12 protein-coding genes are annotated in these 12,322 nt (G+C 65.8%); 4 read left to right on the top strand and 8 right to left on the bottom strand.

Annotated features, from left to right (window positions below; all coding sequences use genetic code 11):
- Positions 1-9: 9 nt before the first annotated feature.
- From O6P39_RS15435 to O6P39_RS15420, 4 genes are all read right to left on the bottom strand, one after another.
- Positions 10-2,178, bottom strand: a complete 2,169-nt coding sequence (locus O6P39_RS15435) for a TonB-dependent siderophore receptor (RefSeq protein ID WP_275607383.1) — start codon at positions 2,176-2,178, stop codon at positions 10-12.
- Positions 2,179-2,290: 112 nt separating this feature from the next.
- Positions 2,291-3,166, bottom strand: a complete 876-nt coding sequence (locus tag O6P39_RS15430) for a rhodanese-like domain-containing protein (protein WP_275607382.1) — start codon at positions 3,164-3,166, stop codon at positions 2,291-2,293.
- A 1-nt stretch (position 3,167) separates the two neighbouring features.
- Positions 3,168-4,313 (bottom strand): phosphotransferase, encoded by a 1,146-nt coding sequence (locus tag O6P39_RS15425; protein WP_275607381.1) that lies wholly within the window; start codon positions 4,311-4,313, stop codon positions 3,168-3,170.
- The gene (locus O6P39_RS15420) at positions 4,310-5,230 is read right to left on the bottom strand and encodes an ABC transporter substrate-binding protein (RefSeq protein WP_275607380.1); all 921 of its coding nucleotides are present in this window, start codon (positions 5,228-5,230) and stop codon (positions 4,310-4,312) included. The genes O6P39_RS15425 and O6P39_RS15420 overlap by 4 nt, the downstream gene beginning before the upstream one ends.
- 315 nt (positions 5,231-5,545) lie before the next feature.
- On the opposite strand from O6P39_RS15420, the gene O6P39_RS15415 reads away from it, so the two are divergent.
- Entirely contained in the window at positions 5,546-6,160 is a 615-nt protein-coding gene (locus tag O6P39_RS15415) for a methylthioribulose 1-phosphate dehydratase (RefSeq protein ID WP_275607379.1), read from the top strand.
- 28 nt (positions 6,161-6,188) lie between these two features.
- The gene (locus O6P39_RS15410) at positions 6,189-6,734 is read left to right on the top strand and encodes an acireductone dioxygenase (protein WP_275607378.1); all 546 of its coding nucleotides are present in this window, start codon (positions 6,189-6,191) and stop codon (positions 6,732-6,734) included.
- Positions 6,735-6,978: 244 nt separating this feature from the next.
- Here O6P39_RS15410 and O6P39_RS15405 read toward each other — a convergent pair whose 3' ends face one another.
- A complete protein-coding gene (locus O6P39_RS15405; RefSeq protein WP_275607377.1) occupies positions 6,979-7,146 on the bottom strand; it encodes a hypothetical protein in 168 nt (55 codons plus the stop codon).
- Positions 7,147-7,423: 277 nt separating this feature from the next.
- Between O6P39_RS15405 and O6P39_RS15400 the strand changes: the two genes are divergently transcribed.
- Positions 7,424-7,633: a cold-shock protein gene (locus O6P39_RS15400; protein ID WP_207887261.1), complete on the top strand. Its 210-nt coding sequence runs from the start codon at positions 7,424-7,426 to the stop codon at positions 7,631-7,633.
- Positions 7,634-7,813: 180 nt separating this feature from the next.
- Positions 7,814-8,722, top strand: coding sequence for a glutaminase B (glsB, locus tag O6P39_RS15395; protein ID WP_275607376.1), 909 nt, complete (start codon positions 7,814-7,816; stop codon positions 8,720-8,722).
- 120 nt (positions 8,723-8,842) lie between these two features.
- Here glsB and O6P39_RS15390 read toward each other — a convergent pair whose 3' ends face one another.
- From O6P39_RS15390 to O6P39_RS15380, 3 genes are all read right to left on the bottom strand, one after another.
- Positions 8,843-9,802: an aldo/keto reductase gene (locus tag O6P39_RS15390; RefSeq protein ID WP_275607375.1), complete on the bottom strand. Its 960-nt coding sequence runs from the start codon at positions 9,800-9,802 to the stop codon at positions 8,843-8,845.
- Between the two features lie 22 nt (positions 9,803-9,824).
- Positions 9,825-11,441 (bottom strand): gamma-glutamyltransferase family protein, encoded by a 1,617-nt coding sequence (locus O6P39_RS15385; protein WP_275607374.1) that lies wholly within the window; start codon positions 11,439-11,441, stop codon positions 9,825-9,827.
- Positions 11,442-11,541: 100 nt separating this feature from the next.
- Positions 11,542-12,321, bottom strand: coding sequence for an amino acid ABC transporter ATP-binding protein (locus tag O6P39_RS15380; RefSeq protein ID WP_275607373.1), 780 nt, complete (start codon positions 12,319-12,321; stop codon positions 11,542-11,544).
- Between the last annotated feature and the right edge of the window lies 1 nt (position 12,322).

The following is a 12,322-nucleotide window of genomic DNA, read 5'->3' as shown; positions in this document are numbered from 1 at the left end:
GCGCTTACCTCAGAAGTTGACGCTCGCCGTCAGACGAGCCGTGCGTGGCGCCCCCTGGAACAGGTAGCCGTCGCCGAAATATTCACCGACATCGCGCCAGTAGCGCTTGTCGAACAGGTTGTCGACGCTCAGCCGCAACACGGTCGGGTAGCCCCCGATCTGCGTGCTGAAGCGCGCGCCGGCGTCATACAGGGTGTAGCCGCCAACCTCCACCGCGCCGTCGCGGTCGGCGTACTTGGCGCCGCTGTAGCGCGCCGCGCCGAGCAGCGAGAGCCCCGGCACGCCGGCCAGAGCGTAGTCGGCCTGCAGGCTGGCGCGCAGACGCGGGACATTGATCGCCTGGTGGCCTTCGTAGTCGTCCGTGCCGCTGTTCACCACCCGCGAACGGATCGCCGCGAGGCTGCCGCTCAATTGCAGCGCGGAGGTTACCCGGCCACTGGCCGACAACTCCAGCCCGCTGTTCTTCTGTTGGCCCTGCTGCACGTAGGTAAAGGTGCCGTCGCCGTTGGGCCGGGCGAACTGGTACGCCTGGTGGATCTGGAACAGCGCGGCGCTCCAGTCGAAGCCGGCCAGCTCCTGCTTGATGCCGAACTCCACCTGGCGCGAGGAGGTGGGCGCCAGGGTGTCGCCGGCGTTGCTGGCGAACCAGGGGGCCTCGCCGCCCAGAGAAAGCCCCTTGCTGTAGCTGCCGTAGATCGAGATGTCCTCGCGCGGCTTGAAGATCACCGCGCCGTTGGGCAGGAACTCCGAGCGGCGGGTGTGCCGGGTGGTGTCGCCTTCGCTGTCGAAGGTGCGCTCATCCAGGCGTACCTGGCGCCCGCCAAGGACCACTTGCCACTGGTCATCGAGGATGAGGCGGTCGCTGGCGAACAGGCCGTACTGGCGGCTGTCGAGGTGGCGATAGCTGTGGCCGGGCTCGCCATCGGCAGGCGCCACGGCGCCGATGCCGGTGTAGATGTTGCCGGTGCCGACCCACTCGTTGAGTTCCGGGCGGCTGTCCAGCACGCGGCGGAAGGCTGAAGTGCCGAGGGTCAGCTCGTGGCGCAGCCAGCCGGTGGCGAACTGGCCATGCAGGGCGGCTTCCAGCTCGTCGTTGCGGCGGGTGTCGTCGGGGCTGCGGAAGTCGTAGAGGTCGTAGTCGCCTTCCGGGCTGAAGTAGTTCGGCACGGCCGAATCGGCGCAGCTGGGGGCGCCGTAGCAGCCCCAGGGGAAGGCACTGTAGTCGTCGATCACCACGCGGCTGCGTGAGGCGCTGAGGGTGCCGGTCCAGGCGTCGTCGAAGCGGTACTCGAAGCGCGTATTCAGGTTCAGCGATTCGATGCGCACCGGGTTGGCCCAGCTCTGGTAGCCGATGCGGTCGTGGGGATCGATGCCGTGGGGCAGTTCCGTGCCGCCCAGCAACTGGTAGCCCGGCGCCGAGGGCTGGCGGCGGTTCTGGTATTCGGCGTCGAACTGCCAGAGGGCGTTGGGCGAGAGGTTCCAGTCCAGCGCCAGCGAGGCGAAGTCGCGATTGCCGTCGGTGTGGTCGATGTAGGAGCGCAGGTCCTCGTGGGCGAGGTTCACCCGTACGCCGACGCTCTGCTCACTGTCGAGCCAGGCGCCGACGTCGGTGGCGACGTAGCGGCCGCCTTCGTCGTCCGTGCCCAGGGTTACCGAGCGCACGTCCTGGGGGCGCTTGGTGACGTAGTTGATCAGGCCGCCCGGTTCGGACACGCCGCTCTGCAGGCCGGAAAGCCCCTTGAGCACCTCGACCTGCTCCTTGTTCTCCAGCGCCACGTTCTGCTCGCCGGTGATGGTGCGGCCATTGATCTTGTAGCTGCTCGCGGCGTTGAGCGAATAGCCGCGAATCTCGAAGTTCTCGTAATAGCCCACCGGCGCGTAGGCCTCGCCGGTGGAGGCGTCGTTCTTCAGCACGCCGCTGAGCAGGCGCGCCTGCTGGTCCTTGAGCAGGGCCTGATTGAACACCGAGATGGACGCGGGCGTGTCCAGCAGCGGCGCCTCGCCGAAGCCACCGACCGAGGCGCGGTTACTGGCGTAACTGTCGGTGTCGTGGCCGGTTACCGTGACGGTGTCCAGGGTGGTGTCCTCGGCATGGCCGGGACTGCTGGCCAGCAGCACGGCCAGGGTCAGCAGGCTGAGGGGAAATCGCGTGCGCGCGGGGCGCGGCAGGTACTGCATGGAACGCTCCTGAAAATCGCCAGGGCGTGCGCCGGGAATGCACGGGGCCGAGCCCCTCCCGCGCGAAACGGATGGCCTTGGGTGTTGGTCGTGATCGCCCGCTGACGGGGTCTCAGGCCGGAGCTGCTCCGGTGGTCAATGGCAGGGAAGGCTCTGCGGCCCACTCCTGCAGCGAGCCGTCGTAGATCGCGACTCGGGTTTCCCCCGTCAGGGTCAAAGCCAGGGCGAGGGCGGCGGCGGAGATGCCGCCGCCGCAGTACAGCAGCAGTGGTGGCTCGGCCTCGCGCAACCCGGCGAGCGCTTCGTGCAGTGCCGCGCCGCGCCGGTAGCAGCCGTCGTCGTCGAACAGGCTGCGTGCGGGCAGGTTGCGGCTGCCGGGGATGTGCCCACGGCGGGCATAGCGGGTGACGGCGCTGCCATCGAACAGGGCGGCGGACAGCGCGCAGACCAGCGTGCCGCCAGCTTCGCCCGCCACGACGTGTTCAATGTCGCGGCGGTTGATCCAGAAGCCATTCCGGTACTGCGCCGGGGCCGACAGTTTCCCGCGTCGGGCAGCGGGCGATTCGCCTGCTTCCAGCGAAAAACCGGCTGCGATCCAGGCGCGCAGGCCGCCATCCAGCACCGCCGCGTCGATGCCCAGGCTGCGCAGCATCCACCACAGGCGCGCGGCCCAGAAACCGTCGCTGCGGTCGTAGATCACAATCAGCGAGTCGTCATGGATACCCAGTCCCTGCAAGGCATCCAGCGCTGATTGCGCCTCCGGCAAGGCGAAGCTGAAGGGCGCATCGGCAGCGGCCAGATCGTCCAGCAGATCGGCATGGCGCGCACCGCGAATGTGCCCGGCGAGCCAGCCGGCGTATCCGCTTTCAACGCGGTAGTCGCCATCGAACTGCGGTGCGGCGAGTTCGACGCTGGCATCCAGCAGGCACAGGCGCGGGTCGTCCAGCGCGGCAGCCAGCCAGTGCGCGGTGACCAGGGGTTCGCTCATCTCAGTTCACCTTCGCCGCAAGGTGGCGAACGTGATTCAGCAGGCGCTGGCCTTCGCTGTCGAGGAACCAGCGGGTGTGGCCGATCAGGTAGTTGTCGTACGCCAGCGAAGCGCTCTCGGCCGAGCCGAGGATGCCGTGGAAGTAGATGACTTCCGACAGCGCGAAATCCGCGTGCACCAGCGGCAATAGCGCGGCCAGCGCGAGCAGGTCGTCGCGGCTCAGCGGGCGCACGCTTGCGTAGCCCTGCAGCAGGGAGTCCAGTGCATCGAGGTCGGCGATGGCGGCGCGGCCCTGGTCCAGCTCCAGCCAGGGCACCAGGTTGCGTTCGATGGCGGTGGCCAGGTCGAACAGCGCGAAGCTGCGGTCGCTCAGGCCGAAGTCCAGCACCGAGACCACCTGCGCCTGCGGGCCGTCCTCGCTCCACAGCAGGTTCGAGGCGTGCCAGTCGTTGTGGGTCCACAGCGCTGGCTGGCGCTGCAGGTAGGGCAGCAGTTCGCGTTGCAGCGGCAGGTGCAGCTCGCTGAGGGTTTCCTTCCACGGGCGCGCCTGCAGGTAGTCGGCGAGGGCGGGCGCCTGGGGGAAGGTCGCTTCGATGGCGGCCAGCGGGTCCGTTGCGCCGAACAGGTTCAGGTTGCTGACCAGCACGCCGGCGCTGCGGGGCGGTGCGTCGAAACCCTCGGCGGCGCGGTGCAGCTTCGCCAGCGTGGCGCCGGCGGCGAAGGAATGGGCGTTGTGCTGGAACGGCGTCCAGGACAGCGCGTCGCGGTACAGGTCCAGGCCCTCGGCCTTGCGGTGCACTTCGTAGGTCCAGCCGTCGCGCTCGATGGCGCGGCGGCCCTGGCCATCGCGCAGCACCTGGGCGACCGGTGCGCCACGGCGCGCCAGGTGGTCCAAAAAGGCATGCTCCTCCGCCAGCCATTCAGCCGTGCGCACGCTCGGGTGGTGGCGTTTGACGAACAGCGGGCCGCTGCCGGTCTCCACCAGCACGGCGGCCGAGAAGGGCCGGGGGCTGTGCCAGGTCAGGCGGGCCTCGTCGCCGGCGGCCGGAAAGTCAGCGAGCAGCGCGCGGACTTCCGCTTCGGTCAGCGCCGGCCAATCGGGCTCCACCGGGTCCAGGCCCATGCCGTGGCTCAGGCGTTTCGTCATGCTGGGTTCTCCACTTGCCAGGCGTTGCTGGTGGCGCCGCGCCAGATTTCCGGGTCGCGCAGCACGCCGTATTCATGCAGCCACTGGGCGTAGGGCTGCAGTAGTTCCTCGCGCTGTTCGCCCCAGCGGCCCTGGTGCAACCAGCTGGGCGCGATGCGCCGCAGGGATTCTGCCAGCATCTCGTGGGGAAAGTAGGGAATGGTGCGTTCGTAGACCGGCAGCGCGGCTTCGGGATCCGCCGCTGCCGCCAGGAAACCGCGTGCCGTGGCGGCGAGGAAGCGCCGCGCGATGTCCGCATTGGCGTCCAGCCAGTCCTCGCGAGCACCCAGCAGGTAGCTGTGATAGGGCGGCGCGCCGATCTCGTCCACCGGCAGCACCACGCGGCGCTCGTTGGCGATGGAACTGGGCAGCAAGGCTTCCCAGGCCCAGTAACCGCCGAAGCTGGCGTCGGCGAGGCCGGCGGCCAGGTCCTCGGGGCGCAGCTCGCGGAAGCCGGCATCTACCAGCTCCACTGCATCGGGATCGCCGCCGTCCTGGCTTACCAGATGGCGCACCATGGCCAGGCCGCGCGGTGTAGGGTTGAGCGCCAGGCGCTTGCCCTGCAGGTCGCGTGGCCGTTGGATGCCGCTGTCGGTGAGGGTCTGGATCGACTCCAGGCCACGGTGGTTGATCGCCGCCACGCCAATCAGCGGCTGGCCCAGCTCGCGGCGCACCAGCAGTCGGTTGCTGGGGAACACGCCGAACGCGGCGGCGCCACGCGCCAGGTGGTCGAGGGTGTCGCCGTGGTAGGGGTCGTGCACCACCAGTTCTACGTCCAGCCCCGCCTCGCGGTACCAGCCGCGTTCACGGGCGAGGTAGAAACCGGCCGAATTTGGCCAGGGGTGGAAGTATTCGAGCATGACCCGCAAGGCAAACATGGAACCTTTCTCCGATACGGCCAGCGGCCGGCAACTGCGATGGGGCGTATTGAAGGGGAGAGTATTTGGTATATACCAATATGATTTTTACTGGTTTTTATAATTGAAAGGAATAAAAAGGTCGCCGGACGCTCGTGCTGATCAACACGCTTCGCAATGCAGCCACTGCCATGCTGAGCGGCAAGGATCGCTCTGGCTCAGGCCTTCTGGCCTCCCGCCGGGTTATTACCTCATGCGATTAAGGTATTTAGGGTTGTACAGGGTCGTCGATAGAGTGGCGGCCTATTCCCACTCCAGCAGCCTCTGCGACCTTTCATGACCGATACCCGCGACGCACTCACCCAGCAGATCATCGAAGCCGGGCGCTTCCTCTACGGCCGCGGCTGGTCGCCGGCCACCAGCAGCAATTATTCGGCGCGCCTGGCGGCCGACCGTGCGCTGCTCACCGTGTCCGGCAAGCACAAGGGCCAGTTGGGTGTCGATGACCTGCTGGAGACCGATCTCGCCGGCAACAGCCTGGAGCCGGGGAAGAAGCCCTCGGCGGAAACCCTGCTGCATACCCAGCTCTATGCCTGGCGCACGGAGATCGGCGCGGTGCTGCACACCCATTCGGTGAATGCCACCGTGCTTTCGCGTCTCACGCCCGGCGATCGTCTGGAGCTGGAAGACTACGAACTGCAGAAGGCCTTCGCCGGCGTCACCACCCACGAAGGCCGCGTCACCGTGCCGATCTTCGACAACGACCAGGACATCGCCCGCCTGGCCGCCAAGGTGCAGCCCTGGCTCGACGCCCATCCTGACTGCCCCGGTTATCTGATTCGTGGCCATGGCCTGTACACATGGGGGCCGCGCATGAGCGACGCGCTGCGCCAGATCGAAGCCTTCGAGTTTCTCTTCGAATGCGAACTGAAAATATTGAGCCTTTGCTGAGCGAATTCAGCGATCTGAGGAACCGACCATGAGCAGCCTGACCGTCTACCACGAATCGAGCCCCGAGCAGCCGCTGAAGCTGCTGACTCATGCCGAGGACATCGCCTCGACCCTGGGCGCCGTCGGCGTGCGTTTCCAGCGCTGGCAGGCCAATGCGCCCATCGCCCCCGGCGCCAGCCAGGAGGAGGTGCTCGCCGCCTACCAGTACGAGATCCGCCGCCTGCAGGAGGAGGAGGGCTACGTCACCGTGGACGTGGTCAGCCTGAGCGCCGATCACCCGCAGAAGGACGAACTTCGCGCCAAGTTCCTCGATGAACACCGCCACGGCGAGGACGAGGTGCGCTTCTTCGTTGCCGGTCGCGGGCTATTCACCCTGCACATCGAGGATCACGTCTATGCCGTGCTGTGCGAGAAGAACGACCTGATCTCGGTGCCGGCCGGCACCCGCCACTGGTTCGACATGGGTGAGCGTCCGCACTTCGTGGCCATCCGCCTGTTCAACAATGCCGAAGGCTGGGTCGCCAAGTTCACCGGCGACGGCATCGCCAAGCGTTTTCCGTTGCTCGGTCTCTGAAACAGGAGAGGTTGCGGGCGCCATTGGCTGCTCCAATGCGGGTACTGGCGATGGGGGATCCCGTTCCGTCCGACGTCGAGCGGTAAGGATCAACCATGCCGCCGACAATCCTTTCTTCTCGGTCTTATACGTCCGCTCCTGGCCGGAATCTGCCTTTGCTCGGCGTGGCCCATGGCGAACTTCAGGAGAGCCACATAACAAGAAGGCCGCATCGATAGGTGCGGCCTTTTCCATTTCTGGAGGATCAAGCCTCCGGCTTTTTCTTGCCTATGGTCCACTCGGCCCGCTTGAACGGCTCCTTGCGGCCGTACCTGCCGGCGGGAATTTCCTGAATCTCTCCGCCTTTAGAAAGAAATGCTGAAATTTTCTTATCCAGCTCCGAACGCTCGGTTTTAATTTCTGAATTGGACATCAGTTCACCTGAGGTGATGAGCCACCACGTTGGTGGCTAGCGACCCACTATACGCACATATTGTGCTCACTCCCGACCGTCCGACCGATATCGGCAAATTCCTGAGATTTCCCTATCTATTCCATGCAAAGTCTGTATGGTGATCTCCCTGCCTGCTCGGTTTAGCGGCACCGATCGATGTTTTGTCTTCGTGATTCTCCATCTTTGCGGCCCCTCTTCACTTCGCATCCAGTCGTGCCTTGCATGTTGCATGGCATGAACTTTTTGGAGATTCATCATGACTACTCGTCAAACAGGTACCGTAAAGTGGTTCAACCCTGAAAAAGGTTTTGGTTTCATCACCCCTGAAAGTGGTGCGGACGTCTTTGTTCATTTCCGAGCGATCGAGAGTACCGGTTATAAAACGCTGGACGAAGGTCAGCGCGTCAGCTTTTACGTGACTAACGGCGCGAAAGGCCCTCAGGCCGATCAGGTACAAGCTTTGTAACGGCCAAGCCCATGTCGAAAGCCCCGCTAATGCGGGGCTTTTTCGTTTCCAGGTCGGTTGGATTTCATCCAGCAAATACACCCCCGCCATTTTGATGTCGAATGTGTGATCTCTCCTGCTCGGTCTGCGTCAAGGATGCTGCCCCGTGCCGTCGTCTGGGGTCTGATAACAGGGCCTTCCATGCAAACGCTGTTGAACGAGATTCTCGAAGAAGTACGTCCCTTGATCGGCAAGGGCAAAGTGGCTGACTACATCCCCGCGCTGGCTGATGTCCCGGCGCATCAGCTGGGCATCGCCGTTTATGGCAACGATGGCAGCTATTACTGCGCAGGCGACGCGTTGGTGCCGTTTTCGGTGCAAAGCATTTCCAAGGTGTTCAGCCTGGTTCAGGCGATTGGCCACTCCGGTGAGGCCATCTGGGAGCGGCTGGGTCATGAGCCGTCAGGCCAGCCGTTCAACTCGCTGGTGCAGTTGGAGTTCGAGCGCGGACGCCCGCGTAATCCCTTTATCAACGCGGGGGCGTTGGTGATCTGCGACATCAACCAATCGCGCTTCGCAGCCCCCATTCTGTCGATGCGCGATTTCGTGCGGCGCCTATCGGGCAATCCCCACATATCGATCGATACCCGTGTAGCCGATTCGGAGTATCAGTTCCGCGCGCGCAACGCTGCCATGGCCTACCTGATGCAGTCCTTCGGCAACTTCCATAACGAGGTCGAGACCGTACTGCGCAGTTATTTCAGCTACTGCGCGCTGCAGATGAATTGCCTCGATCTGGCCCGAGCCTTCTGTTTCCTGGCCAACGATGGTTTCTGCAAGCACAGTGGCGAGCAAATCCTGACCCGGCGCCAGACCCAGCAGGTGAATTCGATCATGGCCACCAGCGGGCTGTATGACGAAGCAGGGAATTTCGCCTACCGCGTGGGACTGCCAGGCAAGAGTGGCGTGGGCGGCGGGATCGTGGCGATCGTGCCGGGTCAATTTAGCGTATGCGTGTGGTCGCCGGAGTTGAATGCCGCGGGTAACTCCTACGCCGGGATGGCGGCGCTCGAGCTGCTTAGTTCGCGGATTGGGTGGTCGGTGTTCTGATCAGCGGACTGGCCCATGGCGCGCGCCAGAGCAGAAGCGGCCACCGCGTTGGGATTTGCGGGCGCAGTCGTCGCACTCTGACAGGTATCTGCGCGCCCCTCCACGCGGCATGCAAGCAGCCTACGCCTCCGACCGGCTGGCGTGTTCGAGCAACGCCAGGCTTTCGCCATCAAGCTTCAGGCGACTGGCGCGAACCAGGGCGGCCAGCTGGGTTTCGCTGGTGGCGCTGGCGATCGGCGCGCTGACCCCCGGTTTTTGCCGCAACCAGGCCAGGGCGACCTCCGCAGGGCTGGCGCCATGCTCATTGGCGACCCGGTCCAGCGCCGTGAGGATATGCATGCCGCGTTCATCGAAGTATTTCTCCAGGTCTTCGCGGCGGGCGCTGTCGCCGAGGTCGGCGAGGCGGCGGTACTTCCCCGAGAGGAAACCGGAGGCGAGGCTGAAGTAGGTGACCACCGCGCAGCCCTGGTCGATGGCCAGCGGCCGGATGTCGGACTCGAACCCGGCGCGGTCGTAGAGGTTGTATTCCACCTGCAGCGCCGAGTAGTGCGGCAGCCTCAGCTCGTCGGCGGTTGCCCTGGCCGCCTGCAGTTGCGCCGGGCTGAAGTTGGAGGCGCCGATGGCGCGTACCTTGCCGGCGGCGATCAGCTCCTCGTAGGCGCGCAGGGTTTCCTCGTGCGGCGTTTCCGGGTCCGGGTAGTGCGAGAAGTAGAGGTCGATGTAGTCGGTCTGCAGGCGCCGCAGAGAATCCTCTGCGGCCTGCAGTATCCAGCGTCGCGACAGGCCCTTGCGGGTCGGCGAGAGTTCGGCGCCGACCTTGCTGAACAGCGTGATGCGGTCGCGCTGGCCGGGGTGGCGTGCGAGCCACTTGCCGATGATGCACTCCGACTCGCCGCCGCTGTGGCCCGGCACCCATGCCGAATACATGTCCGCGGTGTCGATGCTGTTCAGGCCGGCGTCGAGGAAGGCGTCGAGCAGGCGCAGCGAGCGGGTCTCGTCGATCGTCCAGCCGAACACGTTGCCGCCCAGGACGAGCGGGGAAATGGCCAGTTCGCTGGCCGGCATGGCTTTGAGGGGCATGTTGGCTCCTGGCCAATGGCTGTCAGCAGACCGCGATATGCGAGTCGGCCCTGGGTTCCGTACCGCCGCAGAGCACGCCGGTCTCCGGGTCGCGGACGATGATCTGGCCGCGTCCATAGTCGGTCAGGTCGCAGGTCACCTCTACCTGGTGGCCGCGGCGGGCGAGGGCGAAGGCCAGGTCGCGCGAGGCTGTCTGCTCGATGCCCACCTTCATCCCGCCCAGCCACTGCCAGCGCGGGGCATCCAGTGCGGCTTGCGGGTTGAGGCCGAAGTCCACCAGGTTCATCACCATCTGCACGTGGCCCTGGGGCTGCATGTAGCCGCCCATCACGCCGAACGGGCCGACGGCCACGCCGTCCTTGCTGAGGAAGCCGGGGATGATGGTGTGGAAGGTCTTCTTGCCCGGCGCCAGGGCGTTGGAATGCGCCGGGTCGAGGCTGAATTCCGAGCCACGGTTCTGCAGGCCGATACCGCTGTCGGGCAGCACCACGCCGGAGCCGAAGCCGTGGTAGGCGCTCTGGATGAAGGAGACCATGTTGCCTTCGCCGTCGGCGGCGGCGATGTACACGGTGCCACTGGCGTGTGGGTCGCCGTGCCTGGGCTCGGCGGCCTGTTCGCCGATCTCGGCGCGGCGGCGGGCGGCGTAGTCGTCGGAAAGCAGCGCGGCGGTGCTGACGCGCATGTGCTCGGCGTCGGTGATGTAGTGCAGGCCGTCGGCGTAGGCCTTCTTCATCGCTTCCAGCTGGCGGTGCCAGGTGAGCTGGCTGTCGCGCTGGTCGAAGTCGTAGCCCTGGAGGATGTTCAGGGTCATCAGGGCGATGAGCCCCTGGCCGGCGGGTGGGATTTCCCAGACGTCGTAGCCACGGTAATTGGTCTTGATCGGCTCTACCCACTTGGGCTTGTAGCCGGCCAGGTCCGCCGCGCTCAGCTCGCCACCGGTGGCGGCGGAGTGCTCGGCCAGGCGCGCGGCGAGGGCGCCCCGGTAGAAGCTTTCGCACTTCGTCTCGGCCAGTTCGGCGAGGGTCTGCGCCTGGGCCGGGTTGCGGAACAGTTGGCCGGCGCGCGGCGCTTCGCCGTTGACGGTAAAGGTGTCGAACCAGGCTTCCAGCGCCGGCACGGCAGCGCGGCTTTCCTGGTATTCGCGGCGGGCGATTTCCCACTGGTGGGCGACCACCGGGGATACCGGGAAACCGTCGCGGGCGAGGGCGATGGCCGGTTGCAGCAGATCGGCGAAGGGTAGCTTGCCGAAGCGCGCGGACAGCTCGGCCCAGGCCGAGGGGATGCCTGGTACCGTGACCGGCAGCCAGCCGTGTACCGGCATCTTCTCAAAGCCGGCGGCTTTCACCTTGTCGATGGAAATGGAGGCGGGCGCATGGCCGCTGGCGTCGAGGCCGTGCAACTGGTCCTTGAACCAGACCAGAGCGAAGGCGTCGCCGCCGATGGCGCAACCGGTGGGTTCGACCACGGTCAACGCGGCGGCGGTGGCGATGGCGGCGTCGATGGCGTTACCGCCGGCGCGCAACATGGCGATGCCGGCCTCGGCCGCCAGCGGCTGTGAGGTGGCGACCATGCCGTTGCGGGCAAAAACGCTCTGGCGCTGGGAGGCGTAGGGGTATTCGTGGGCAGAGAAGCTCAGCATGGAAAACTCTCTTTGGTTCAGCGGTCAGTCTTGATTCGGGTCCATTCGCGGGTGATCACGCGCTGGATTTTCGGCGGCAGGTCGGCGGTGGCATGGGCGATCAGAGAACACGGCTGAGGAACTCCCGCGTACGCGGGTGGTGCGGATTGCCGAAGACCTGCGCGGGCGGGCCTTCCTCGATGAGCTCACCCTGGTGCAGCACCACCACGCGGTCGGCCACTTCGCGGGCGAAGCCCATTTCGTGGGTGACCACCACCATGGTCATGCCTTCGTCGGCCAGTTCCTTCATCACCTGCAGCACTTCGCCCACGGTTTCCGGGTCCAGCGCACTGGTGGGTTCGTCGAAGAGCATGGCCTGGGGCTTCATCGCCAGGGCGCGGGCGATGGCCACGCGCTGCTGCTGGCCGCCGGAGAGCTGGCCGGGGTAGTGCTCGGCCTTGTCCGACAGGCGCACGCGGGCGAGCAGCCGGCGCGCCTGCTCCAGCGCTTCGTTCTTGGACACGCCGAGCACCTGGGTCGGCGCTTCGATGATGTTCTCCAGCACGGTCATGTGCGGGAACAGGTTGAAGCGCTGGAACACCATGCCGATGTCGCGGCGGCGGCGGGCGATGTTGCTTTCCGAGTCGCGCACCAGCTTGCCGTCGGGGCGCTCGCGGTAGCCCATCAGCTCGCCGTTGACGCGGATGCTGCCGCCCTGGATGTCTTCCAGGTGGTTCATGCAGCGGATGAAGGTGGTCTTGCCCGAGCCCGAGGCGCCGATCAGTACCACTACTTCGCCACGGCGCACCTCCAGGGAAACGCCCTTGAGGATTTCCAGCTCGCCGAAGGCCTTGTGCACGTCGCGGGCCTGGATCACCACGTCTTTCATGTCCGGGATCATC

The organism is Pseudomonas sp. PSE14 (genome assembly GCF_029203285.1).
GTDB lineage: Bacteria > Pseudomonadota > Gammaproteobacteria > Pseudomonadales > Pseudomonadaceae > Pseudomonas.
The sequence above is the reverse complement of the archived record's forward strand: the minus strand, read 5'-3'. Positions and strand labels throughout refer to the sequence as shown.